A 25,145-nucleotide genomic window follows, 5' to 3' on the forward strand; every position below is an offset into this window, starting at 1 on the left:
GCCCTTGGGTCGCCTTGCGCCACTGACATGCCGTTACAGCCTTTGCGCACCACTTCACCCCCGGTTCACACGCGCCCCGGATAATTCGGCCCCATGTTCCTGTTATCCCTTCGCCCTGCGGTTGTCGCCCTGGCCTTGGCGCCTGCCGCCTTGTGGCTCGGCCCACCGCCAGCGGCCGCGGCCACGTTTGACCTGCCGCCCATCGACCGCATCGTCAACTACCAACCCAAACTGCCGTTGCAGGTGTTCACCGCCGATGGCGTGGAGATTGCGCAGTTTGGCGCCGAGCGGCGCGACTATGTGCCGCTGGCCCGCACGCCCAAGCTGCTGCAAGACGCCGTGCTGGCGGTGGAAGACGCGCGCTTTCGCGAGCACTCGGGTGTGGACCCCAAGGGCATGGCACGCGCCGCGTTCGCCATGTTGACCGGCGGACGCAAGCAGGGTGCCAGCACCATCACGCAGCAGCTGGTGCGCACCATGCTGCTCACGCGTGAGCTGACGGTGGAGCGCAAGGCGAAAGAAATTTTGCTGGCCTTCAAGGTAGAGGAAGCCTTGTCCAAAGACCGCATCCTGGAGATTTACCTCAACGAGATTTTTCTGGGCCAGCGGGCCTATGGCTTCGCCGCCGCAGCGCGCACCTATTTCGGCAAGCCCATGGACCAGCTCACCCTGGCCGAAGCCGCCATGCTGGCTGGCCTGCCGCAAAACCCGTACTACGCCAACCCGGTGGCCAACTTCGAGCGAGCCGTGCAGCGCCAGCGCGTGGTGCTCGAACGCATGCGCGCCACCGGCGCCATCACCGAGCAACAGCTGGCGGCTGCACGCGCTGAAAAGCTGCGCATTCGCACGCCCGGCCAGCGCAGCGTGAACGCCGAACACGTCGCCGAAATGGCCCGCCGCGCGGTGGTCGAACGCTTTGGCACCGGGGCCTACACCACGGGGTTGCGGGTCACCACCTCGCTGCGCGCGGCCGAGCAACGCGCCGCGTTTGATGCGGTGCAAAGCGGTGTGCTGGCCTTTGACCGCCGGGGCACCTGGCGCGGCCCGGAAGGCTTTGAGGCGCTGCCCGCCAGCAACGGCCCGGAGCTGGAGAGCGCCGCGGCGCTGGCACTGAAAGACCACCGCGACGACGAGACCCTGCGCGTGGCGGTGGTGCTCTCCGCGTCACCCAAAGAACTGCGCGTGCAACTCGCCAGCGGCGAACGGGTGAGCGTGAAGGGCGAAGGCCTGCGCTGGGCACAGCCCGGGCTGAGCGCCAAGGCCAAGCCCGCGCTGAAACTCACCCGGGGCGCGGTGGTGCGGATGCTCAGCAAAGGCAACGCCAAAACCGGTGAAACCTGGGCCATCGCCCAGTGGCCCGAGGCCGAAGCCGCGTTGGTGGCGCTGGACACGCAAAGTGGCCGGGTGCGTGCGCTGGTGGGCGGCTTTGACTTCACGCGCCAGCCGTTCAACCACGTCACGCAAAGCTGGCGCCAGCCCGGCTCGGCCTTCAAGCCGCTGCTGTATTCGGCGGCGCTGGAAGCCCGCGTGATGCCGGCCACGCTGGTGGACGACCTGCCCTTCACAGCGCCCAACGGCTGGAGCCCCGGCAACAGCAGCGGCGCACACAGCGGCCCTATCTCGCTGCGCACAGCGCTCACCCAATCCAGCAACCTTGCCAGCGTGCGCGTGCTGCAGCACGTGGGCACCCAGCGCGCCCGCGAATGGAGCACCCGCTTTGGCATGGACGCACAGCGCCACCCCGACAACCTCACGCTGGCGCTGGGCACCGGCCTGGTGACGCCGCTGCAAATGGCCGGTGCGTATGCCACGCTGGCCAACGGCGGCTGGCGCGTGGCGCCGGTGGTCATTGAAAAGATCACCGACGCCCAAGGCAAGGTGCTGTTTGAAGCACCCCCCGCCGCCGCCCTGACGGAAGACAACCGCGCCCTGCCCGAACGCAACGCGTATGTGATGAGCAGCCTGCTGAACGACGTGACCCGCTCGGGCACCGCCGCCCAGGCGCAAGCGCGGTTGAAGCGCACCGACATTTACGGCAAAACCGGCACCACCAACGACGCGGTGGACGCGTGGTTCACCGGCTACCACCCCAGCCTGGCCACGGCCGTGTGGATGGGCTACGACAAGCCGCGCAGCCTCGGTGGTGGGGCTTCGGGCGGTGGGCTGGCGCTGCCCATCTGGATCGACTTCATGGGTGCGGCCCTGAAAGGTGTGCCCGTGGCGCCACCACCGGCGCCACCCGCTGGCCTGAGCCGGGTCAACGACGAATGGCTCTACAGCGAATGGGTGGACGGCGGCGGCTGGGTCAGCAGCATTTCAGACGCGGGCGGCACGCAATACGCCGGCCCACCCACCCTGCTGGACGCGTTGAAAGACCTGTTCAAACCCTGAAGCTGGAAACGACCAGCGCAAAAAAGCCGACCCAAGGGTCGGCTTTTTTGATGAGCCGGCGCGGTTTCAGGCGCCGCAGATGCGGGCTTTGGCCTCGGCGTATTCGCGCTTGAAACGCGCCACCAGATCGGCCGCAGGCACCACTTCGCGGATGGCACCAATGCCCTGGCCGCAACCCCAGATGTCTTTCCAGGCCTTGGCGGCGTTGGCACCCTCGCCAGTGGAAAAGTTCATCTTGCTCGGGTCGCTCTCGGGCAGGTGGTCCGGGTCCATGCCAGCGTTTTTGATGCTGCCCTTGAGGTAATTGCCGTGGATGCCGGTGTAGAAGTTGCTGTAAACGATGTCGTCCGAATTGCTCTCGGTGATCATCTGCTTGTAGCCGTCCACCGCGCGCGCTTCTTCGGTGGCAATGAAGGCCGAACCGATGTAGGCAAAGTCGGCGCCCATGGCCTGCGCGGCCAGCACGGCACCGCCCGAAGCGATAGAACCCGACAGGGCCACCGGGCCGTCGAACCATTCGCGGATTTCCTGCACCATGGCAAATGGGCTCTTCACGCTGGCATGACCGCCGGCACCGGCCGCCACGGGAATCAGGCCATCAGCGCCCTTTTCAATCGCCTTGTGGGCAAACACGTTGTTGATCACGTCGTGCAGCACCACGCCGCCCCAGCTGTGCACGCCCTGGTTCACGTCTTCGCGCGCGCCCAGGCTGGTGATGATGATCGGCACCTTGTATTTGGCGCACAGCGCCATGTCTTGCTCCAGCCGGTCGTTGCTCTTGTGCACGATCTGGTTGATGGCAAACGGTGCCGCCGGGTTGTCCGGGTTGGCGGCGTCGTGCGCGGCCAGGGCTTCGGTGATTTCGGCCAGCCACTCGTCCAGCTGCGAGGCCGGGCGTGCGTTGAGCGCGGGCATGGAGCCCACCACGCCAGCCTTGCACTGGGCAATGACGAGCTTGGGGTTGCTGATGATGAACAGCGGCGAGCCGATCACCGGGAAGCGGATCTTCTGCAGCACCGGGGGCAGGTAGCGTTGGCGAGTGGTCATGGAGTCTCCGTTGTGGTTTTGGGTTCGCTGAAATGGACCGGTTGAATTCTGGGTCACGCCCGTGCAGCGGTCTGTAGCTGGTGCGACAGACCCCAGCCCAGCAGGTGTGTCAGAACGCGTCCACCGCCATCGCGGTCACAGCGTCCGAGCCTTCCACGATGCTGTCGCGCACGCCCGGGGCACGGCTCAGGATGTGGTCGGCATAAAAGCGCGCGGTGGTGATCTTGGCCTGCATGAACCCCGCGTCGGTGCCCGCGGCCAGCTGGTCTTCGGCCACCATCAGCGAGCGCGCCAGCTGCCAGCCGGCCATGAGGTTGCCGGCCAGCATCAAGTAGGGCACGCTGCCGGCAAAGGCGGCGTTGGGGTTGCTGCGGGTGTTGGCCGCAATGAACTCCACCACGTCCACAAAGGCTTCGCGCGCGGCCTTCAGGCGCTTGAGCACGGCCTTGGCGTTGGCGCTGTCTCGCTGGGCGAGTTCGATTTCGGTTTGTTCGATCTGCGCTGCGATCGCCTTGGCGCCGGTGCCGCCATCGCGCGCGGTCTTGCGGCCCACCAGGTCGTTGGCCTGAATGGCCGTGGTGCCTTCGTAGATGGTCAGAATCTTCGCGTCGCGGTAGTACTGCGCAGCGCCGGTTTCTTCAATGAAACCCATGCCGCCGTGCACCTGCACACCCAGGCTGGTGATTTCCAGGCTCATCTCGGTGCTGTAGCCCTTGACCAGCGGCACCAGGAATTCGTAGAAGGCTGCGTTTTGCTTGCGCGTATCGGCATCGGGGTGGTGGTGCGCGGCGTCGTAGGCCGCAGCGGCCACAGCGGCCATGGCGCGGCAGCCTTCGGTGCTGGCGCGCATGGTCATCAGCATGCGCTTCACGTCGGGGTGGTGAATGATGGGCGCGGCCGCGCTCAGCGAGCCGTCCACCGGGCGGCTTTGCACACGGTCTTTGGCGTAACCCACGGCCTTCTGGTAAGCCCGCTCGGCAATGGCGATGCCCTGCACGCCCACGGCGTAACGCGCGGCGTTCATCATGATGAACATGTATTCCAGGCCGCGGTTTTCCTGGCCCACCAGATAACCTACCGCACCGCCGTGGTCGCCATACTGCAGCACGGCGGTAGGCGATGCCTTGATGCCCATCTTGTGTTCGATGCTGACGCAGTGCACGTCGTTGCGCGCGCCCAGCGAGCCATCGGCATTCACCATGAATTTGGGCACCACGAACAGGCTGATGCCCTTCACGCCCTCGGGCGCGCCTGTGACGCGGGCGAGCACCAGATGCACGATGTTCTCGGCCATGTCGTGCTCACCGTAGGTGATGTAGATCTTGGTGCCAAACACCTTGTAGGTGCCGTCGGGCTGCGGCTCGGCGCGGCTGCGCACCGCCGCCAGATCAGACCCGGCCTGTGGCTCGGTCAGGTTCATGGTGCCGGTCCACTCGCCGCTCACCAGCTTTTCCAGGTAGGTGGCTTTCAGCTCATCGCTGCCCGCGGTCAGCAGCGCTTCAATGGCGCCGTCGGTCAGCAGCGGGCACAGCGCAAAGCTCATGTTGGCGCTGTTCAAAATTTCACCGCAGGCCGCACCAATGGTCTTGGGCAAGCCCTGACCGCCGAAGTCGGTGGGGTGCTGCAGACCCTGCCAGCCACCTTCGGCGTACTGCTTGAAAGCCTGCTTGAAACCGGGCGTCGTGGTGACTTTGCCGTCGTGGAAAGAAGACGGGTACTTGTCGCCTTCCCAGTTCAGCGGCGCGATCACACCTTCGTTGAGCTTGGCACACTCCTCCAGCACCGCCTGCGCGGTTTCCAGACCCGCGTCTTCAAACCCGGGCATTTGCGACACCGCCGCGATACCGGCGATGTGCTCCATGTTGAACAGCATGTCTTTGAGGGGTGCGGTGTAGCTCATGGGTGTGTCTCTTTGGAAATGTCAGCAGATACAACAAGGGCATCGCGAACGATGCCCTGACAGGGTTGGCAACGGTTTAGAGTTTTGAGATCAGCTCAGGCACAGCGGCGAACAAATCAGCCTCCAGGCCGTAGTCGGCCACGCTGAAGATTGGCGCCTCAGGGTCCTTGTTGATGGCCACGATCACCTTGCTGTCCTTCATGCCGGCCAGGTGCTGGATGGCGCCTGAGATACCGGCGGCAATGTACAGCTGCGGCGCCACGATCTTGCCGGTCTGGCCCACTTGCCAGTCGTTCGGGGCGTAGCCCGCGTCCACCGCAGCGCGGCTGGCACCCAGTGCAGCGCCCAGCTTGTCGGCCAGCGGCGTCATCACTTCGTTGAACTTCTCGGCGCTGCCCAGTGCCCGGCCACCGCTGACGATGATCTTGGCGGCGGTGAGTTCGGGGCGGTCGCTCTTGGCGATTTCGCTGCCCAGGAAGGTGCTCTTGCCGCTGTCGGCTTGGGCGGCGCTGGTTTCCACCGCTGCGATGCCACCGGTGGCGGCGGCTGGGTCAAAGCCCGTGGTGCGAACGGTGATGACCTTGGTCGCATCCAGGCTCTGCACCGTGGCCATGGCGTTGCCGGCGTAAATCGGGCGCTCGAAGGTGTCGGCAGCCATCACCTTGGTGATGTCGCTGATCTGGCCCACGTCGAGCTTGGCGGCCACGCGCGGGGCGATGTTTTTGCCGCTGGCCGTGGCCGGGAACAGGATGTGGCTGTAGTTGGCGGCGATGGCCAGCACCTGAGCGGCCATGTTTTCGGCCAGGCCGTGGGCCAGGTACTCGGCGTCGGCGTGGATGACCTTGGACACGCCGGCGATCTGGGCGGCTGCTGCGGCAGCGCCTGCGGCGTTGTGTCCAGCGATGAGCACGTGCACGTCACCCCCGCAGGCTGCGGCGGCGGTCACGGTGTTGAGCGTGGCGCCTTTGACGGCGGCGTTGTCGTGTTCGGCAATAACGAGTGCGGTCATGTTGTTGGTCCTCAGATCACTTTGGCTTCGTTCTTGAGCTTGTCCACCAGGGCGGCCACGTCGGCCACCTTGATACCGGCACCGCGCTTGGGCGGCTCGCTGACCGTCAGGGTCTTGATGCGTGGGCTCACGTCCACACCCAGGTCTTCGGGCTTGACGATGTCCATCTGCTTTTTCTTGGCCTTCATGATGTTGGGCAGCGTCACGTAGCGCGGCTCGTTCAGGCGCAAATCCGTGGTGACGATGGCGGGCAGGCTCAGCGCCAGCGTTTCCAGGCCACCGTCCACTTCGCGGGTCACATGCACTTTGCCGTCCACCACCTCGACCTTGCTGGCGAAGGTGCCCTGGGGCAAATCAGCCAGCGCGGCCAGCATCTGGCCGGTCTGGTTGCAGTCGTCGTCAATGGCTTGCTTGCCCAGAATCACCAGGCCGGGCTGTTCTTTGTCCATCAGCGCCTTGAGCAGCTTGGCCACGGCCAGTGGCTGCAGTTCTTCGGCGGTTTCCACCAGGATGGCGCGGTCAGCACCGATGGCCATGGCCGTGCGCAGGGTTTCCTGACACTGGGTCACGCCGCAAGACACGGCGATCACCTCGGTGGCCACGCCCTTTTCTTTCAGGCGCACCGCCTCTTCCACGGCGATCTCGTCAAACGGGTTCATGCTCATCTTGACGTTGGCAATGTCCACACCGCTGCCGTCGCTCTTGACGCGCACCTTGACGTTGTAGTCCACCACGCGTTTGACGGGGACGAGAATCTTCATGCTGGGATGCTCCTGATGGTTGTGAGTGGGTGATCTCAATTGACGTGTACGTCAACTTGCGCATTGTAAGCCGGGCCATTTGCGAACCGCCATCTGACAGGTTGTTTGCCCGACTTGGCCGGAACGTCAATAAAAACGAACGACCGTGCTTTTTATGAATTATAGGTGAAGGCTCTCAGCGCACCAAGCCAAATCCCCCAGACCGCCCAACACTGTCATTTGGGCGACCATTAACCAACCCATCGGTCGGCTAATTCGGGTAAGTCTGGAGACGCTGGCAGCGACTATTCGCCTATAGTCAGAAAGGGCATTTTATTTATATTCAGTAACCATATTTACCCGCCAGGAGATACCGCATGAAACTTCGTCACGTCTTCGCTGCCGCCCTGTCCACCACCGTGCTGTCCAGCGGACTTGTATCCGCCCAGACGGTTTTCACGGTGTCGAGCTGGCTGGCGCCCACCCACACCGCGAGCATGGCCCAGAAAAACTGGTGCGACCTGCTGGAGAAGGAAAGCACCGGCCGCATGAAGTGCAACATCTTGCCCAAGGGCGTGGTGGCAGCACCGGGCACCTTTGACGCCGTGCGCGATGGCCTGGCAGACATTTCCTACACCGTGGACGGCTACACCCCCGGCCGCTTCATCAACACGCAAGTGGCCGAGTTCCCCTTCCTGGGCAACAGCGCCACCGCCACCTCGGTGGCGTACCAGCGCATTTACAGCAAGTACTTCGCTCCTCTGAACGAGCACCGCGGCGTGAAGGTGCTGGCCGTGTTCACGCACGGCCCCGGCATCATCTTCAACAGCAAGAAGCCGGTGACCTCGGCCGCTGATGCCGCGTCGCTCAAGTTCCGCATTGGTGGCGGCAACATCAACGAGCTGTCCAAAGCCATGGGCTGGAACACCACCCTCAAGGCAGCGCCCGAGTCGTTCGAGCTGATGTCCACCGGCGTGATGGACGGCACCTTCTTCCCCGACGAGTCGGTCGCCTCGTTCAAGCTGAGCATGGTCAAGCACGCCACCACCTTCCCGGGCGGCCTCTACAACACCAGCTTTGTGTTCATGATGAACCCCGCCAAGTACAACGCCCTGGCGCCACAAGACAAAGCCGTGGTGGACAAGCTGTCAGGCGAAGTGGCTGCGCGCATGTTCGGCGAAGGCTGGGACAAAGTGGACGCCGCCAGCCGCGAAGTGCAAAAAGCCCAGGGCGTGGCGCGCATCATGGCCAACCCCGCCTTCGTGAAAGCCGTGGCCGACAAGCAGGACTACCTGGAAACCAAGTGGGCAGCGAGCGCACAGGTCAAGGGCTTGAAAGACCCACGCAAAGTGCTGGCCGAGTTCCGCGCTGAAATCGCCAAGGTAAAGTAAGGCGTCCGTCCGGTTTTCACACACCGTACGCAGCCTGTCAGGCCGGAAGGGCAGTGACCCGCGTTACTGCCCTTCCGGCCTTTTTTTGACTTCCTGACATCCAGACCATGCTCAAGAACCTAGAAAAACTGCTGACCTGGTCCACCGGGCTGATGGCAGCCATGGCCTTGTTTTCCATCATGTGGCTGACGCTGGTGGACGTGACCGGCCGAAAATTTTTCAGCCATTCGGTGCCCGGCGGCCTGGAACTGACCGAAATCCTGATGGTGATCGTGATCTTTGGCGCCATGCCACTGGTGTCCTGGCGCAGCGAACATGTGGTGTTCGACTCACTGGACGCCTTCATCCCCGACTGGCTCAAAGGTTTTCAAGCGCGCCTGGTGCACCTGGTGTGTGCGGGCGTGTTTAGTTTTCTGGCGCGGCTCATGGTCATGCGGGCTGAGCGGTTTGCCGAATACGGCGACACCACCGTTCACCTGCAGCTGGCCATTGCGCCGGTGGCCTGGCTCATGGCGGCCCTGCTGTTGCTGACCGCCCTGGTGCACTTGTTGTTTGTTTTTGTTCCGCCGGCACCTGTGGTGCATGGCGGCGCCCAAGGCGCAGGAGCCTCCTCATGATCGAAGCCACCCTGGGCTTTCTGGCCGTTTTCATCCTCGCTTTTTTGCGGGTACCACTGGCCGTGGCCATGACCATTGCCGGCGTGGTGGGGCTGGGCCTCATGCGCGGCTGGATGCCGGCCTACGCCAGCACCAGCCAGGTCATCTTTGAGACCGGTTTTCACTACGTGCTCTCGGTCATTCCGTTGTTTGTGCTGATGGGCAACTTTGTGGCACGTGCCGGCATGGCCAAAGAACTGTTCACCGCCGCCAACGCCTTTGTGGGCCACCGCCGCGGCGGGCTGGCCATGGCGAGCATCATCGCGTCGGGCGGCTTTGGCTCCATCTGCGGCTCGTCCATTGCCACGGCGGCCACCATGTCGCGGGTGGCTTACCCAGAAATGAAGGCGCATGGCTACAAGGACACGCTGGCCACCGGCTCCATCGCTGCGGGCGGCACGCTGGGCATTCTGATCCCGCCGTCCACCATTTTGGTCATCTACGGGATCATCACCGAGACCGACATTGGCAAGCTCTTTGTGGCGGGCATTTTGCCGGGCATCGTGGCCATCACCTGCCTGTGCATGGCGGTGGTTTTTGTCACCTGGCGCGACCCCGAAGCGGGCCCACCGGCCAAGCGTTTCACTTGGTCTCAGCGTCTGGCCGCGATCCGTGGCATCTGGGGCGTGGCGGTGCTGTTTGCGCTGGTGATCGGCGGCATCTATGGCGGTGTGTTCACCGCCACCGAGGGCGCCGGCGTGGGTGCAGCCGGTGCATTCCTTTTCGCGCTGGCGCGCCGCTCGCTGACGCCCCGGGTGCTGATGGACATCCTGATCGAGAGCACCCGCACCACGGCGATGCTGTTCACGATCCTGATCGGCGCGATGATCTTCACCAACTTCATCAACTTCACCACCATGCCGGGTGACCTGCGCGACTTTGTGCTGCAGTTCAGCCCCAACCCGATCATGGTGGTGGTGATGATGATGGGCATTTACCTCGCGCTGGGCATGGTGATGGAGGAACTGGCCATCGTGCTGCTGACCATTCCGGTGTTTTTCCCGGTCATCACCGGCCTGGGTTTTGACCCGATCTGGTTTGGCATTTTGATCGTGACGATTGTGGAAATCGGCATGATTTCACCGCCCGTGGGGTTGAACCTCTTTGTGCTCAACTCGCTGTTGCCCAACGTCAAGCTGGGCACCATTTACAAAGGCGTCTGGCCGTTTGTGATGGCCGATATCGTTCGCCTGGGCATTTTGATCGCTGTTCCGGCCATTGCCCTGTGGCTACCCAGCCTCATGAGCCGCTGACGGCGGGAGCGCCTCGGGTGCGTGCTTCATGTGGAGCACGCGCTGCGGGTACGGTATTTCAATGCCGTGCTCGCGCAAGGCGCTCAAGATAGCCATGTTGATGTCTGAGCGCAGGTTGAGCTGCCCATTTTCCGGGTCGGCGATCCAGTAACCCAGCGTGAACTCCAGCCCGTCGGCACCGAAGGCGGAAAGCGCCGCGTTGGGGCCCGGGTCTTTCAGCACCCGGTCCTGCATCAAGGCAGCATCTGCCAACAGGCTGCGAACCAGCGCCACGTCGCTCTCGTAGGCCACCCCCACCACGGTGGACTGCCAGACCTTGGCGTCGGCCAACGACAGATTTTCCACCCGGCTGGTGATCAGAATCTCGTTGGGCACGATGGACTCGCGCCCGGTGGGCGAGCGAATCACGGTGTAGCGGGCGTTGATGTCGGTGATGCGGCCTTCAAAGTTGTCCACCCGCACGTTGTCGCCAATGCGCATGCTGCGCTCAGCCAAAATCACAAAACCGCTCACGTAGTTGGCGGCCAGCTTTTGCAGGCCAAAGCCAATGCCCACGCCAATGGCACCGCCCAGCACCGAAAGCGCTGTGAGGTCGATGCCCACGGCAGAGAGCGCCATGATCAGGCCCACAAACATGAGCAGTGCCCGCGTGGCGTTGCTCACCGCCTTGCGTACCGACAGTTCGCCCCCCACGGCCGACTTCAACAGCCGGGTTTCAATGGCAGCCGACACCCACAGGGCCAAAATCAACACAGCACCGGCCGTCAAAGCACCTTCAATCAACGTGCGCACACTGATGGTGGATGCCCCCATCTTCCAGGTGATCTGGTCCAGCTCGTGCAGCACCACTGGCAGCAGGCCACTGACCCACAACACCATGGCCAGCCAGGCCACCCACGAGATGGTGCGCTCCAGCACACGCACCCACGGCGCGCTGGCAAATGCCACCTGCAGCACCTTGACGCCCACCCGGATCACCACCAGCGAAACCAGCACCGGGATGGCCACCTTGAACACCGCCAACGGCACAAATTTCAGCAGCGCAGCACGGGCCAGGTACGCCAGGGCCAGCAGCAGCAAAGGAAACATCACGCCGTCCACCACGCGGCGGCCAAACATGACGGACAGTTTTTCTTCCCGCATGCCCAGACCCCGGCGCAGCAAGGCCGTGAAACCCCAGGCGACGAGCACACACAGCACCAGCGCCAACAGCTCGACCCAGACGGTGGGCTGAAGGAAGCCGGCCAACCACGCGTCCAGTTCTTCAATGGGCGGCGGCGCGCTGGCGGCGGTGGCTGTGGACGTGGGTACGGAGGTGGCGATGGAAACGGTGGGTGTCATGGAAAACCACGCAAGGAAGACAGATTTCTGGAATTCAGACCGCACGGCAGCGCTGCGGCCCGGCGGCTTTACCAATTCGGCGGGCGTTTTTCGATGAACGCCTGCACGCCTTCCTGCGCCACGTCATGGGCCATGTTGCAGGCCATGGTCTGCCCGGCCAACTGGTAGGCCGACTCCATGCCCGTTTCCAGCTGGCGGTAAAACAGCGTCTTGCCCATGGCAATGGCCAGGCGCGGTTTGGCCACAATGCGGCCCACCATCCGGGCCACTTCAGCGTCCAACGCGTCGGGTGCCACCACCCGGTTCACCAGGCCACGTGCCTGCGCTTCGTCGGCCGAAATGAAATCGCCGGTGAGCAGCATTTCCATCGCCTGCTTTGGGCCCATGTTGCGCGACAAAGCCACGCTGGGCGTGGCACAAAACAGGCCCACGTCGATACCGTTGACGCCAAACGTGGCGCCCTGCACCGCCACCGCCAGGTCGCACTGCGCCACCAGCTGGCAGCCCGCTGCGGTGGCCAGGCCCTGCACGCGGGCAATCACCGGCACCTCCAGTTTGCGGATGCTCATCATCAGCTTGGAGCAGGTGGCAAACAGCGCCTGGTAGTAAGCCACCTGCGGTGTGGCCTTCATTTCTTTCAGGTCGTGCCCGGCACAAAACGCCCGGCCCTCGGCGGCGAGCACCACCACCCGGGCTTGCGGGTCGGCCGCCACGGCGTCCAGCGCCTGCTGCAGCGCCGCCATCATGGACTCGGACAGCACGTTGAAGCTGCGCGGCGCGTTCAGGGTGAGGGTGTAAACGCCGCGCTCATCGCGGCTGTGCAGCAGCAGGGCTTCGGTCATAACCATTCTCCAAAGACCACGCCGGCGGAGGAAGTATCTTCATCCAGGGCACCGAGGAACCGGCTCCGCCGAGCCTCAGATGCCGCCCCCCTTGAGGGGGGTGGCGCGAAGCGGCGCGGGGGGTGTTCAATGTCAAACATCGGCCAATACGCGGATGTGCGCCTCCACACTGCGGGCCAGCGAGCTCAGGTCGTAACCCCCTTCGAGGCAGCTCACGATGCGGCCCTGCGCGTGGCGCTGCGCCACTTCCTTGATGCGTTGGGTGATCCATGTGTAGTCTTGTTCCACCAGCCCGAGCTGGCCCATGTCGTCTTCGCGGTGGGCGTCAAACCCGGCGCTGATGAAGATCATTTGTGGCTTGTGGGCGTCCAGCCGGGGCATCCACATCATGTCGATCAGCTCGCGGATGTCCATGCCCTTGGTGTAGGCCGGCACCGGCAGGTTCACCAGGTTGGGCGCGGTCGCGTGGTCCCAGGCGGGGTAGTACGGGTGCTGGTAAAAGCTGCACATCAGGATGCGGTCGTCGCCGGCCACGATGTCTTCGGTGCCGTTGCCGTGGTGCACGTCAAAGTCGATGATCGCCACGCGTTTCAAGCCGTGGCGCTCCAGCGCGTATTTGGCGGCCACCGCCACGTTGTTCACAAAGCAGAAGCCCATGGCCTGGTTGCGTGTGGCATGGTGGCCCGGTGGGCGCACGGCGCAAAAAGCGTTCACCATTTCGCCGGCCATGATGGCGTCGGTGGCGTCAATGGCAGCGCCTGCCGCCATCAAAATCGCGTCCCAGCTGTGGATGTTGATGGACGTGTCGGGGTCGACCTGGGCGTGGCTGGGTCCGCCGGCGGCGATCTCGTCGCGCAGGCCGTCGCTCAGGCCCCGCAGTGAAGCCAGGTGCATGCGGCCGTGAGCCAGCTCCATGTCGGCCATGGAAGCCGGTGTGGCCTCGCGGCGCTCCAGCGCCTGGTCAAGCCCCGTGATGAGCAAACGGTCTTCAATGGCGTCGAGCCGTTGCGGGCATTCGGGGTGCCCATTGCCCATCTCGTGTCGCCAACAATCCTTGTGGGTGAAATATCCGGTGGCCTGGCTCATTTGGGTTTTACGGTATGGTTCACGGCATGCACGCCGACACAAAAATACACCAACTTTTAAATCAGCTTAACACGGTCATCGTGGGCAAATCACAGCAGGTTTCTGACTGCGTGGCCTGCCTTTTGGCAGGCGGCCACCTGTTGATCGAAGACGTACCCGGGGTGGGCAAAACCACCCTGGCCCATGCCCTTTCCCGCTCTTTCGGGCTTCAGTTTTCCCGCGTGCAGTTCACCGCCGACCTGATGCCCAGCGACCTGTCTGGCGTGTCCATCTACGAGCGGGGCCGCGAAGGCTTTGTGTTTCATCCTGGCCCGGTGTTTGCCCAGGTGCTGCTGGCCGACGAGATCAACCGCGCCAGCCCCAAAACGCAGAGCGCGTTGCTCGAAGCGATGGAAGAAAAACAAGTGACTGTGGAAGGCGAAACCCGCCCGCTGCCCAACCCGTTTTTCGTCATTGCCACGCAAAACCCGCACGACCAGCTGGGCACCTATGCCCTGCCCGAGTCGCAGCTGGACCGCTTTCACATGCGGCTGTCGCTGGGCTACCCCGACCGCGCCGCCGAACGCGCGCTGCTGCGCGGCGCCGACCGGCGCGACATGCTGGAGCACCTGCCCCCGGTGCTCACCCCCGCCGACCTGACGCGCCTGCAACAGACGGTGGCCGCCGTGCACACGGCCGAGCCGGTGCTGGACTACCTGCAAGACCTGGTGGCCGCCACCCGCTCGGGGCGCTGGTTTGCCCAAGGCCTCTCGCCCCGCGCGGCGCTGGCCGTGGTACGCGCGGCCAAAGCGCAGGCCTACCTGCAAGGGCGCGACTACGTGGCGCCCGACGACATTGCCGCCATCTTGCCGCAGACCGTGGCACACCGCCTGGTGCCGGTGAGCGACGCGGGCCGGGGCGCGGTGGAACAGGTGCGCGCCATGGTGGACGCCACGCAATTGCCATGACCCACCCCCGCCGCGCTGCGCGCGACCCCCTCGGGGGGGCAACACCAGCGGCCCGGCAAAGCCGGTTCCGCGGTGTTCCCGATCACAACCACCTCGCGCCAACATGGTGGTCATGACGGCGGCTTCAGCGCGCTCCCGCGAGCCGCAACCTTCTTCCCTGCCTGAAGCCGCTGGCTGGCGGCACCCCCTGCGCCACCTGCGCGGGCGCTTTCAGCGCTGGTTTCACAACCGCCTGCCCCGCACCGACACGCTCACGCTGACGCAGCGCAACGTTTACATCGTGCCCACGCGGGCGGGCGCCATGCTGGCGCTCACCTTACTGCTGTTGCTGGTGGCCAGCATCAACTACCAGCTGAACCTGGGCTACCTGCTCACGTTTTTGCTGGCAGGCAGCGCCGTGGTGGGCATGCACGTGTGCCACGGCAATCTGCGCGGTGTGACGCTGCACCTGAACCCGCCCACCCCGGTGCACGCCGGGCAGGCTGTGGCGCTGGACATTCGGCTGGCGAGCGAGCGCAAGCGCACGCGCTACGGCCTGGGCGCGGGCGTGATCGGGGTGGACGCAGCCCACACCCCCCTGGCCTGGAGCGATGTGCCCGCCCAAGGCAGCGCGACGGTGCAGGTGGCATGGCCTGCGCCGCACCGGGGCCTGCACGCGTTGCCCGCGCTGAAGGTGCAAACCCTGTTTCCGCTCGGTACCTTCCGGGTGTGGACCGTGTGGCGCCCCGCCGCACAGGTGCTGGTGTACCCCACGCCCGAAGCGCACCCGCCCGCCCTGCCTGCAGGCACGCCGCAGCCCGGCCATGCAGGCAGTTCCCGGGCGCAAAGCACCGGCGAGTTTGACGGTGTACGCGCCTACCGCCGTGGTGACCCGCTCAAAGCCGTGGTCTGGAAAAAGGCCGCCCAGGCGTTTGCCGCTGGCCGCAACGAATTGGTGAGCCGCGACGCCCTGTCGTCCCAGCGCCAACAGCTCTGGTTCGACCATGCCCAGTGCGGCCACAGCGCCCTGGAAGCCCGCCTGTCGCGCCTCACGGCGTGGGTGCTCATGGCCGACCGCCTGGGCCTCGACTACGGCCTGCGTCTGCCCGGGCGCGACATTGCGCCCGATCAGGGCCCGGGGCACCGCGCCCGTTGCCTGGAGGCATTGGCACTGGCATGAGATCCGCACACAGCGCTTTGCGCTACCAACAAAGGGGTGACACCCGCCGCCCGGCACAGCCAACCCAATGGTGTCCCCGGCTCAACCGCTCCCCGACCTCCCCCGTCCACCCAAGTCCGCGCATGCCATGGCATTGAAGTCGTTGCAATCCCTGCCCCGCGACACCCGCGACACGCTGTTCCTGCTGGCGGTCATTGCCTTGGTGGTCGCCATGCAAATCGGCCACATTCCGTGGTGGTGCACCGCGCTCACCGCCGGTGTGCTGGCATGGCGCACCGTGCTGGCGCTCAAAGGCCTGCCGCTGCCGGGCTGGGCCTGGCGCATGGGCTTGCTGGCGCTCACTTTAGGTGCCACCTGGGTCACCCACCGCACCCTTTTGGGGCGCGACGCGGGCGTAACGCTCATCGTGGTGCTGCTGGCCCTGAAAACGCTGGAGCTGCGCGCCCGGCGCGACGCCTTCGTGGTGTTCTTCCTGGCCTTCTTCACCCTGCTGACCCATTTCTTTTACTCGCAGTCGCTGCTCACGGCGGCTGGCATTCTCATCGCGCTGCTGGGCCTGCTGACCGCGCTGGTCAATGCCCACATGCCCGTGGGCCGGCCACCGCTGGCCCAGGCGGCGCGCATTGCGGGCGGCATGGCCTTGCTGGGCGCGCCCATCATGCTGGTGCTGTTCATGCTGTTCCCCCGCATGGCACCACTTTGGGGCCTGCCCAACGACGGCATGACCGGCCGCAGCGGCCTTTCAGGGCAAATGCGGGTGGGCCAGATTGCTGAACTGGTGCTCGACGACAGCATTGCCCTGCGGGTGCGCTTTGACGGCGAGCCCCCGCCACAGCGCGACCTGTACTTTCGTGGCCCGGTGCTGACCGACTTTGACGGCGTGGAGTGGCGCCCCTTGCGCTCGGGCTTCCCGGCCCACATGGAACTGCAAGCCAACCTGCAGGTGAGCGGCGAGCCGGTGCGCTACGAAGTCACCATGGAACCGCACCAGCGGCCCTGGCTGTTTCTGCTGGAAGCCGCCGCCAGCGCGCCCCAGCTGCCCAACACCCAGGCTTTCATGACGCCCGAACTGCAATGGCTCACCCGCCGCCCCATGAACGAGCTGGTGCGCTACCGCGCCGAGAGCCACCCGGTGTTCCAGCACGGCCCACTCACCACCGCCGTGGCCCTGCAAGACCAGATCGAGCTGCCCGCGGGCTACAACCCCCGCACCCTCATGCTGGCACAGCAACTGCGCCGCGAGGTGGGCGCTGGCCCTGCCTTCAGCGAAGCGCTGGTGAACGCTGCGCTGCAGCGCCTGCGCACCGGTGGCTACACCTACACGCTGGAGCCCGGCGTGTACGGCCAGCACACCGCCGACGAATTCTGGTTTGACAAGCGTGAAGGCTTCTGCGAACACATCGCCAGCAGCTTCGTCATCCTCATGCGCGCGCTGGACATCCCGGCCCGCATCGTCACCGGCTACCAGGGCGGCGAACTCAACGCGGTGGACGGCTTCTGGACCGTGCGCCAGCGCGACGCCCACGCCTGGGCCGAGGTGTGGCTGCAGGGCCAAGGCTGGGTGCGGGTGGACCCCACCTCGGCCGTGGCGCCCGGGCGCACCGGCTCGCTGGAGCGCTTGCGCGCCCCCGAAGGCGCGCTGGCAGGCGCCATCCGCACGCTCAACCCCAACCTGTCGGCCCAGCTGCGCGCCGTGTGGGACGCGGTGAACAACCGCTGGAACCAGTGGGTGCTGAACTACACCCAGGGCAAACAGCTCGACCTGCTCAAAAACCTGGGGTTTAAGAGCCCCAGCTGGACCGATCTGGCCTACGTGCTCATTGGCGTGGTGGTGCTGGTGAGTCTGGCGGGCGCGGCCTGGACGCTGTGGGAACGCCAGCAACACGACCCCTGGCTGCGCCTGCTGCAGCGCGCCCGCCAGCGCCTGCACAAGCTGGGGCTGAGCAACGCCAACAATCTGCCGCCGCGCGCCCTAGCCCAAGAGGCAAGGCAGCGTTTTGGCGACACCCCCTTCAGCCAGAGCGTGACGCAATGGCTGCTCAAACTGGAATCCCAGCGCTACAGCCGCGAAAGCCCTGTTTCGCTGGCTACACTGCAACGCGAATACAAGCAACTTGCATGGCCCAAGGAGGGTAACCAGTGATTTTCAAGGGTCGTCGTTTTTTCCCGTTGCTCTGCAGCACCCGCGCCGTGCTGGCCCTGTGCCTCGCCACCGGCTTCACCGCCGCCAGCGCCCAGCCCACCAGCCCGGCCAAGGTGCGCCCGGCCGCAGCGGCCAAACAGCCAGCGTTCACCTACGGCCAGCACCCAGAAGCCATGGCCTTTGCAGACGACCTGGCCAACCGCCGCAACCTCGACCCCGCCTGGGTGCGCCAGCAGGTGGCGCAAGCCCAGCGCATCCCCACCGTGGCGCGGCTCATGGCGCCAGCGCCCCGGGGCACGCCGAAAAACTGGGCCGCCTACCGCGCCCGTTTCATCGAACCCGTGCGCCTGCGCGCGGGTCAGCGTTTCTGGGAAGACAACCGCAGCACCCTGGCCCGCGCCGAGGCCGAGTTCGGCGTGCCCGCCAGCCTCATCGTGGGCGTGATCGGCGTGGAAACCCTGTACGGCCAGCACACCGGCAACTTCCGCGTCATTGACGCCCTCACCACGCTGGCCTTTGACTTTCCCACCAGCCACCCCCGCGCTGCGGTGCGCACCGAGTTTTTCAAAAGCGAGCTGGAGCAATACCTGAGCCTGACCCAGCGCACCGGCATGGACCCCCAAGCCCTGCGCGGCAGCTACGCCGGGGCCATGGGCTGGCCGCAGTTCATGCCCAGCAGCTGGGCCAAATACGCGATCGACTTCGACGGCGATGGCCAGGTGGACCTGTTCAACAGCACCACCGACGTCATTGGCTCGGTGGCCAACTACTTCAAGGTGTTTGGCTGGCAAACCGGCCAGCCCACACACTACCCGGTGGCTTTTGACGCAGAAAAGCTCGACAAAGACGCCCTGCTCGCCCCCGACATCCTGCCCACCTTCAGCGTGGCCAGCTTCACCGCCAAAGGCGCTGTGCTGGAAGGCGCCGCGCTGCAACACCCCGGCCAGCTCGCCCTGGTGGAACTGGAAAACGGCCCCGCCCCGCGCAGCTATGTGGCGGGCACCGAAAATTTCTACGTGGTGACCCGCTACAACTGGAGCAGCTACTACGCGCTGGCGGTGATTGAGCTGGGCGAAACTATCCAGGCACTGCTGGAGCCGCGCTGAAGTGTCGGGCGCCGCATCGCGGCGGCGTCAGCCTGCCAGCGGTTCAATCTGGATGTCTACTTTCATCACCTCTTCCCCGCCCCCACGGCGCAGCCCCTTGATGGGCAGGCAGGCGGTGTAATCGGTGGCGGCGGCCAGGCGGATGTGGCGTTCGTCGGTGGGGCAGCGGTGGGTCACGTCCAGGCTGAGCCAGTGGTTGGACTGGGGGTGGGTGCACACGTCCACCCAGGCATGGCTGGCCAGTTCGGGCTCGCCGGCGGCGTAAAAGTAGCCGCTCACATAACGCGCCGGCAGGCCAATGCTGCGGCACACGGCCACCATCACATGGGCCTGGTCCTGGCACACGCCCAGCTCCCAGTCAAACGCTTCGAGCGCGGTGGTTTCCACGCCGGTGCTTCCCGGGCGGTACTGCACTTTGTCGGCCACGGCGCTGGCCAGGGCCACCAGGTCGGCCATGGTGGGCTGCTCGCCACGCGCCCGCGCCGCCACCAGGGCTGGCACCGTTTGCAAGGCCCACATGGCCATGCGCGGGTGCGGCTCGGCCAGTGGGGTGGAGCGTAAGAAAAAGGCGGGGTGCAGGCGGCCGGTGTCGGCAAATTCGGCCGTGCCGTGGGTGCTCACCTGGCCTTTGGCCACCACGGTGATGCGCCGCAGGGCTTCTTCGGCGCGCGCCACCAGGCTGAAGCTGTGCACCCGGTTGCCCTGGCCGTCGGGCTGGGCGTGCAGGGTGCCCGGGGTGCGAATGTCCCACTGCTCGACCGTTTGGCATGGGCCGCTGGCGGGCCACAGGTGCAGGGTTTGCACCGAATACAGCAGCGGCTGGCTGTAGGTGTAGCGGGTGGTGTGGCTGATGTGGAATTTCATGCGGGGATCGGGGCGTGCTGAGGCCAGCGCGCATTGTGCCCGCCCCGCATGGGCAGCTCCGCTGTGAAGCCGCTCAGCCGATCAATGGGTGGTGGGCACCAGGAAGTCCTGGCTGATGCGCCCGCCCAGTTCGTTCACCCGGTCGAGAAACTGCGTCAGGAAAGCGTGCAGGCCGGTGGACAAAATCTCGTCGATGCGGGCGTATTGCAGGTCGGCCTTCAGCTTGCCGGCGCGGCGCAGCGTTTCACTGGAATGGTCGTTGGCCACCACGCTCAGGTTGTTGACCACTTCGTTCAGGCTGGCGGCCAGGCTGCGCGGCATGTCGGCGCGCAAGATAAGCAGCTCGGCCACGCGCTCGGGCGTGATCACGTCGCGGTACACCTTGCGGTAGACCTCAAAGCCGCTCACGCTGCGCAAAATGGCGCTCCAGTGGTAGAAGTCGTACTCTTGGTCCAGCTCGCTGGCGGCACCAAAAAAGTCGCTCTGCACGGCGTGAAACTTCACGTCCAGCAGGCGCGCGGTGTTGTCGGCCCGCTCCAGAAAAGTGCCCATGCGGTAGAAGTGAAACGCTTCGTCTTGCAGCATGGTGCCAATGGCCACGCCGCGCGAGAGGTGCGAGCGGTGTTTGACCCATTCAAAAAAGGCGCCGGGGTCGCGCTCGAAGTCTTTGGACTTGAGGTACCCCGCCAGCTTGAGCCAGGTGGAATTTTGCGTTTCCCACAGCTCCGTGGTCAGCGCGCCCCGCACGGCACGGGAGTTTTCACGCGCGGCGCGCAGGCACGAACAGATGCTCGACGGGTTGGACTCGTCGCGCACCATGAAGTCCATGACGTTGCGCGGCGTGATGTCCTTGCCGTATTTGGCGGTGTAGCTCGGCATCAGCTCGCTGATCACCAGCAGGCCTTCCCAGCCCACCTGAGCCACCGCGGCCGACTGCGGCAACAGCGAGGTCTGGTAGTTGATGTCGAGCATGCGCGCGGTGTTTTCCGCGCGCTCGGTGTAGCGGGACATCCAGAACAAATGGTCGGCAGTGCGTGACAGCATTTCAATAACTCCGGCAAACAGCGCCAAACAAGCAGCGCAACAAGTGATTCATTCCAGCGTCGCGGGGGGATCAGTCCTCCAGCACCCAGGTGTCTTTTGTACCGCCGCCTTGTGACGAGTTGACGACCAGCGAGCCGTCTTTCAGCGCCACACGGGTCAGGCCGCCGGGCACCATCTGCACTTCTTTGCCGCTGAGCACAAACGGGCGCAGGTCAATATGGCGCGGCGCCACGCCGCTGTCCACATAGGTGGGACAGGTGGACAGGCTCAGCGTGGGCTGGGCAATGTAGCCGTCGGGTTTGGCTTTCACCAGCGCACGAAACTCTTCCACTTCGGCCTTGGTGGACGCCGGGCCCACCAGCATGCCGTAGCCGCCCGCGCCATGCACCTCTTTCACCACCAGCTCTTCCATGTGAGCCAGCATGTACTTCAGGTCTTCCGGGTTGCGCCCCATGAAGGTGGGCACGTTGTTCAAAATGGGTTTCTGGCCCAGGTAAAACTCGATCATCTTGGGCACGTAGGGGTAAATCGACTTGTCGTCGGCCACCCCGGTGCCCACGGCATTGCAAATGGCCACGTTGCCGCTGCGGTACACGCCCAGCAAGCCCGCGCAACCCAGCGTGGACGTGGGGCGAAACACCAGCGGGTCCAGAAAATCGTCGTCCACGCGGCGGTAAATCACGTCCACCCGCTTGGGGCCGCGGGTGGTGCGCATGTAGACAAAGTTGTCTTTCACAAACAGGTCTTGGCCTTCAACCAGCTCGATGCCCATTTGCTGCGCCAAAAAGGCGTGTTCAAAGTAAGCGCTGTTGTACATGCCGGGCGTGAGCACCACCACCGTGGGCTCGGCCGTGGTGGCGGGGCTCACGGCGCGCAGGGTTTCCAGCAGCAGGTCGGGGTAGTGCGCCACGGGCGCCACGCGGTTCTGGCCGAACAACTCGGGGAACAGCCGCATCATCATCTTGCGGTCTTCCAGCATGTAGCTCACGCCGCTGGGCACACGCAGGTTGTCTTCGAGCACGTAGTACTCGCCCTCACCGGCCGCGTTGGGGGCCCGCACAATGTCGACACCCGCAATGTGCGAGTACACGCCACCGGGTACGTCCACGCCCATCATTTCGGGGCGAAACTGGGCGTTCTGGAAAATCTGGTCGGCCGGCACAATGCCCGCCTTGATGATTTCCTGGTCGTGGTACACGTCGTGAACGAAGCGGTTGAGCGCGGTCACGCGCTGCACCAAGCCTTCTTCCATGCTGCTCCATTCCTTGGCCGGGATGATGCGGGGAATCAGGTCAAACGGAATCAGGCGCTCGGTGCCCGAGCCGTCCTCGTCTTTGGCGCCATACACCGCAAAGGTGATGCCGACGCGCCGGAAGATCATTTCAGCCTCTTCACGGCGCGACGCCATGACCTCCTCGGGCTGCTGCGCCAGCCAGCGGGCGTAGTTTTCGTAATGGGCTCGCACCTCGGTGGGCGAGGCGTTCATTTCATCAAACATCGGTCGGCTCATGGGCGTTTTCTCTCCTTGTTACAGCATAGCAAGGACTGGGCCAGGCACCGCAAGTTCAGCCCCAAATCGGTGCAAAAAGAAGCGACCCGCGCGCTGACGGCGAAGTGAGATCAGTCGTTTTGCAGCGTTGTGAACGCGGGCGCCGGGTGGTGCCAATAGCGCCGCGCCTCGTCTCGCTGGCATTGCACCGCGTCGGGCTCGGCGCTGCGCCAGGTGGCGGCGCCGCAGTCGGCCGACGTCACCCAGCGCATGCCGCGCTGGCGGTAGCGTTCCAGCACGGCCGGCGCCGGGTGGTTGAAGCGGTTGCGGTAGCCCGACTGCACCAGCACCCAGCGTGGGCGCAGGGTGTTGAGCAGCACCGGGCTGCTGGACGTGAGGCTGCCGTGGTGCGGCGCCAGCAACACGGTGGCGCGGGCGTCGGGCTGGGCCAGGGCCAGGCGGGTTTCCTGCTCGGCGTCGATGTCACCGCCCAGCCAGGCGCTGTGCTGGGCGCTGGCCACGCGCAGCACGCACGACATCGCGTTGCTGCTGAGCAGGCCCTGGCCCTCGGGCCCGTAGTGGGCGGGCTGCGGGTGCAGCACCTCAAAGTCCACCCCGTCCCAGCGCCAGCGCTGGCCGGCCACGCAGCGCTGCGCGGGCTCGGCGTCAAAAGACGACAGCCACCGCGCCTGAGGCCAGGCGCTGCGCACCGCCGCCATGCCGCCGGCGTGGTCGCTGTCGCGGTGGCTCACCACGACGGTGTGGGGCGCCTCGCCCAAGGCGCGCAGCAGCGGCACAATCACGCGCTGCCCAGCGTCGCTCTCAGGGCTGTAGCGCGGCCCCGCGTCGTACAGCAGGGTGTGGCGGGCGGTGCGCACCAACACGGCGCTGCCCTGCCCCACGTCCACCGCGAGCAGCTCAAACTGCCCCACCGCGGGGCGCGGTGGCGCCCACAGCAGCACAGGCCACACCAGCAGCAGCCCGGCACCGCGCACCGCCCAGGGCAGGCGCAGCACCAGCAACACACCGCCCAGCACCCCGGCCAGCGCCAGCGGCGCCGGCGGTATGGCCCGGTGAATGGCAGCCCAGGGCCACTGGGCCAGCCACTGCAACACCGCGGCTTGCGCCTGCACCGCCAGCGCGGCGGCCTCCCACAGCACCGGCACGGCCACACCCAGCATGGCCAGCGGCGTGACGACCAGCGTGACCCACGGAATAGCCAGCAGGTTGGCCAGCAAGCCCACCACCGAAAACTGGCCAAACAACAGCAGCGACAACGGCGCGAGCGCCACCGTGACCACCGACTGCTCGCGCAGCAGCCCGGCGGCGGCACGCAGGGAACGCCGGGCGCGCGGTTCCAGCTCGGCCTGGGCCAGGCGGGCCAGGCGCTGCCCCGGGTCGGTGGCAAACAAAATGCCCACCGCCACAAAGCTCAGCCAGAAGCCCGGCTGCAGCAAGGCCCAGGGGTCCAGCAACAGCACCGCCACCATGGCCAGCAGCCACACCACCGGCCATGGCCAGCGCCGCACCGACAAGCGCAGCCCCACCACCACGGCCAGCATGATCACGGTGCGCTGCGACGGCACGCCCCAGCCCGAAAACAGCGCGTAGGCGGTAGCCAGCACCACCCCGCCCACACTGGCTGCCAGCGGCGTGGGCACCGCCAGCAAAGCCTGTGGCCGCACCCGGGCCAGGCGCCGCCACAGCGCCCCAATGAGTGCGGTGGCCAGCCAGGCAAACATGGTGACGTGCAAGCCGGAGATGCTCATCAAATGGGCCACGCCGGTGGTGCGAAACAGGTCCCAGTCGGCGCGCTCGATGGCACTTTGGTCACCCACCACCAGCGCCGCCAACACGCCGGCGCTGCGGGGCTCGTCCACCTGCGCCTCAATGCGGGCGCCGACCCACTGGCGCGCCGTGTCCAGCGGGTGCCAGGCGGTGCGGCCCAGGTGCTCAGGGGCGGGGTCTCGCGGGCCGTTGCGCACATAGCCAGTGGCGCCAATGCCTTGCTCCCACAGGTTGCGCTCGCGGTCAAAGCCGTGCGGGTTGGCGTTGCCGTGTGGGCTGCGCAGGCGCACGGTGAAGCGCCAGCGGTCGCCGGCGCGCAGGCCAGGGGTATTTCGGACGCCGGCGCTGGCTTCTTCAAATACCGCCGCTGCGCTGCCATACCAGCTCAGCTGCAGGCGCCCGGGCACAGCCACCGGATGTCCGGCGCGGGTGGCGGTTTCCACCACCAGGTCGAAGCGCTCGCCCAGCTCGGTGCGGCGCGGCAGCGAAGCCACGCGCCCGGTGACCACCAGGTCCAGACCCTGCAGGTGGTGGGGCATGGCCTGCGCAGCGTAATGGGCCGCACGCGTGCCCGTGAGCCCTGCGCCCGCCAGCACACCCGCCAACACCGTGCCCAGCAACAAGCCAGGCGGGCCGAGCCGCGCGAACCGCGCAAACCCCAACAGCAGCACCCCACCCGCCAGCAGCAGACCCGCATACACCCCCAAAGGCCACAGGGCCGCTTGCTGCAACTGCAATGCCACCCCGAGCACCCAGGCCAGCAAAAAAATCAGGCCAGGGTGCGCCATGGTCAAGCGACGCAATGTCTGTTTAGACAGAACGCACGGCGCAGCCGCCGGCGAGCGGTCGCAGGGCTAGGAGCCTGCGCGGCAGAAGGCATCGTAGCGAAACGGGTGGGAAAAGAGCCCAATTTGGCCCTGCTTTTGAGGACTGTGGCCGTCGCCACAGC

General features: G+C 65.6%; 19 protein-coding genes. 8 read left to right on the plus strand and 11 right to left on the minus strand.

The window, feature by feature from the left end; all coding sequences use genetic code 11:
- Window positions 1-93: 93 nt before the first annotated feature.
- Entirely contained in the window at window positions 94-2,391 is a 2,298-nt protein-coding gene (locus tag AC4QBL_RS11400) for a penicillin-binding protein 1A (protein ID WP_472906974.1), read from the plus strand.
- Between the two features lie 66 nt (window positions 2,392-2,457).
- Here the strand turns inward: AC4QBL_RS11400 and AC4QBL_RS11405 are convergent, their stop codons facing one another.
- The 4 genes from AC4QBL_RS11405 to AC4QBL_RS11420 all read right to left on the minus strand — a co-directional run bounded on the left by AC4QBL_RS11405 (window position 2,458) and on the right by AC4QBL_RS11420 (window position 7,108).
- Window positions 2,458-3,438 carry an NAD(P)H-dependent flavin oxidoreductase gene (locus AC4QBL_RS11405; protein WP_472906975.1) on the minus strand — a complete coding sequence of 327 codons (981 nt, stop codon included), beginning with the start codon at window positions 3,436-3,438 and terminating at the stop codon, window positions 2,458-2,460.
- Window positions 3,439-3,547: 109 nt separating this feature from the next.
- Window positions 3,548-5,338, minus strand: coding sequence for an acyl-CoA dehydrogenase (locus tag AC4QBL_RS11410; protein WP_472906976.1), 1,791 nt, complete (start codon window positions 5,336-5,338; stop codon window positions 3,548-3,550).
- A 76-nt stretch (window positions 5,339-5,414) separates the two neighbouring features.
- Complete coding sequence (locus AC4QBL_RS11415; RefSeq protein WP_472906977.1) at window positions 5,415-6,347, minus strand: electron transfer flavoprotein subunit alpha/FixB family protein; 933 nt, start codon at window positions 6,345-6,347, stop codon at window positions 5,415-5,417.
- An 11-nt stretch (window positions 6,348-6,358) separates the two neighbouring features.
- Window positions 6,359-7,108: an electron transfer flavoprotein subunit beta/FixA family protein gene (locus tag AC4QBL_RS11420; protein ID WP_472902152.1), complete on the minus strand. Its 750-nt coding sequence runs from the start codon at window positions 7,106-7,108 to the stop codon at window positions 6,359-6,361.
- A gap of 356 nt (window positions 7,109-7,464) precedes the next feature.
- Between AC4QBL_RS11420 and AC4QBL_RS11425 the strand changes: the two genes are divergently transcribed.
- The 3 genes from AC4QBL_RS11425 to AC4QBL_RS11435 all read left to right on the plus strand — a co-directional run bounded on the left by AC4QBL_RS11425 (window position 7,465) and on the right by AC4QBL_RS11435 (window position 10,387).
- Window positions 7,465-8,478, plus strand: a complete 1,014-nt coding sequence (locus AC4QBL_RS11425; protein WP_472902151.1) for a TRAP transporter substrate-binding protein — start codon at window positions 7,465-7,467, stop codon at window positions 8,476-8,478.
- Between the two features lie 107 nt (window positions 8,479-8,585).
- Complete coding sequence (locus AC4QBL_RS11430) at window positions 8,586-9,095, plus strand: TRAP transporter small permease (protein WP_472902150.1); 510 nt, start codon at window positions 8,586-8,588, stop codon at window positions 9,093-9,095.
- Window positions 9,092-10,387 carry a TRAP transporter large permease gene (locus tag AC4QBL_RS11435; RefSeq protein ID WP_472902149.1) on the plus strand — a complete coding sequence of 432 codons (1,296 nt, stop codon included), beginning with the start codon at window positions 9,092-9,094 and terminating at the stop codon, window positions 10,385-10,387. The genes AC4QBL_RS11430 and AC4QBL_RS11435 overlap by 4 nt, the downstream gene beginning before the upstream one ends.
- Here AC4QBL_RS11435 and AC4QBL_RS11440 read toward each other — a convergent pair.
- The 3 genes from AC4QBL_RS11440 to AC4QBL_RS11450 form a co-directional block, all read right to left on the minus strand.
- A complete protein-coding gene (locus AC4QBL_RS11440) occupies window positions 10,364-11,728 on the minus strand; it encodes a mechanosensitive ion channel family protein (RefSeq protein ID WP_472906978.1) in 1,365 nt (454 codons plus the stop codon). The genes AC4QBL_RS11435 and AC4QBL_RS11440 overlap by 24 nt on opposite strands.
- Before the next feature lie 68 nt (window positions 11,729-11,796).
- The gene (locus AC4QBL_RS11445) at window positions 11,797-12,570 is read right to left on the minus strand and encodes an enoyl-CoA hydratase (protein WP_472906979.1); all 774 of its coding nucleotides are present in this window, start codon (window positions 12,568-12,570) and stop codon (window positions 11,797-11,799) included.
- A 132-nt stretch (window positions 12,571-12,702) separates the two neighbouring features.
- Entirely contained in the window at window positions 12,703-13,656 is a 954-nt protein-coding gene (locus AC4QBL_RS11450; protein WP_472906980.1) for a histone deacetylase family protein, read from the minus strand.
- 26 nt (window positions 13,657-13,682) lie between these two features.
- On the opposite strand from AC4QBL_RS11450, the gene AC4QBL_RS11455 reads away from it, so the two are divergent.
- From AC4QBL_RS11455 to mltB, 4 genes are all read left to right on the plus strand, one after another.
- Window positions 13,683-14,603, plus strand: coding sequence for an AAA family ATPase (locus AC4QBL_RS11455; RefSeq protein ID WP_472906981.1), 921 nt, complete (start codon window positions 13,683-13,685; stop codon window positions 14,601-14,603).
- 112 nt (window positions 14,604-14,715) lie between these two features.
- Window positions 14,716-15,762 (plus strand): DUF58 domain-containing protein, encoded by a 1,047-nt coding sequence (locus AC4QBL_RS11460; protein ID WP_472906982.1) that lies wholly within the window; start codon window positions 14,716-14,718, stop codon window positions 15,760-15,762.
- Between the two features lie 127 nt (window positions 15,763-15,889).
- A complete protein-coding gene (locus AC4QBL_RS11465; protein WP_472906983.1) occupies window positions 15,890-17,905 on the plus strand; it encodes a transglutaminase TgpA family protein in 2,016 nt (671 codons plus the stop codon).
- Window positions 17,902-19,011, plus strand: a complete 1,110-nt coding sequence (gene mltB, locus AC4QBL_RS11470; RefSeq protein ID WP_472906984.1) for a lytic murein transglycosylase B — start codon at window positions 17,902-17,904, stop codon at window positions 19,009-19,011. The genes AC4QBL_RS11465 and mltB overlap by 4 nt, the downstream gene beginning before the upstream one ends.
- Before the next feature lie 27 nt (window positions 19,012-19,038).
- On the opposite strand, the gene AC4QBL_RS11475 is transcribed toward mltB, so the two are convergent.
- The 4 genes from AC4QBL_RS11475 to AC4QBL_RS11490 all read right to left on the minus strand — a co-directional run bounded on the left by AC4QBL_RS11475 (window position 19,039) and on the right by AC4QBL_RS11490 (window position 24,984).
- Window positions 19,039-19,875, minus strand: coding sequence for a transglutaminase family protein (locus AC4QBL_RS11475; protein ID WP_472906985.1), 837 nt, complete (start codon window positions 19,873-19,875; stop codon window positions 19,039-19,041).
- An 81-nt stretch (window positions 19,876-19,956) separates the two neighbouring features.
- Window positions 19,957-20,919, minus strand: a complete 963-nt coding sequence (locus AC4QBL_RS11480) for an alpha-E domain-containing protein (RefSeq protein WP_439114971.1) — start codon at window positions 20,917-20,919, stop codon at window positions 19,957-19,959.
- 70 nt (window positions 20,920-20,989) lie between these two features.
- Complete coding sequence (locus tag AC4QBL_RS11485) at window positions 20,990-22,429, minus strand: circularly permuted type 2 ATP-grasp protein (RefSeq protein ID WP_472906986.1); 1,440 nt, start codon at window positions 22,427-22,429, stop codon at window positions 20,990-20,992.
- Between the two features lie 110 nt (window positions 22,430-22,539).
- Window positions 22,540-24,984, minus strand: coding sequence for a DNA internalization-related competence protein ComEC/Rec2 (locus AC4QBL_RS11490; RefSeq protein WP_472906987.1), 2,445 nt, complete (start codon window positions 24,982-24,984; stop codon window positions 22,540-22,542).
- Between the last annotated feature and the right edge of the window lie 161 nt (window positions 24,985-25,145).

The sequence above is a fragment of the Hydrogenophaga sp. L99 genome, assembly GCF_058731905.1.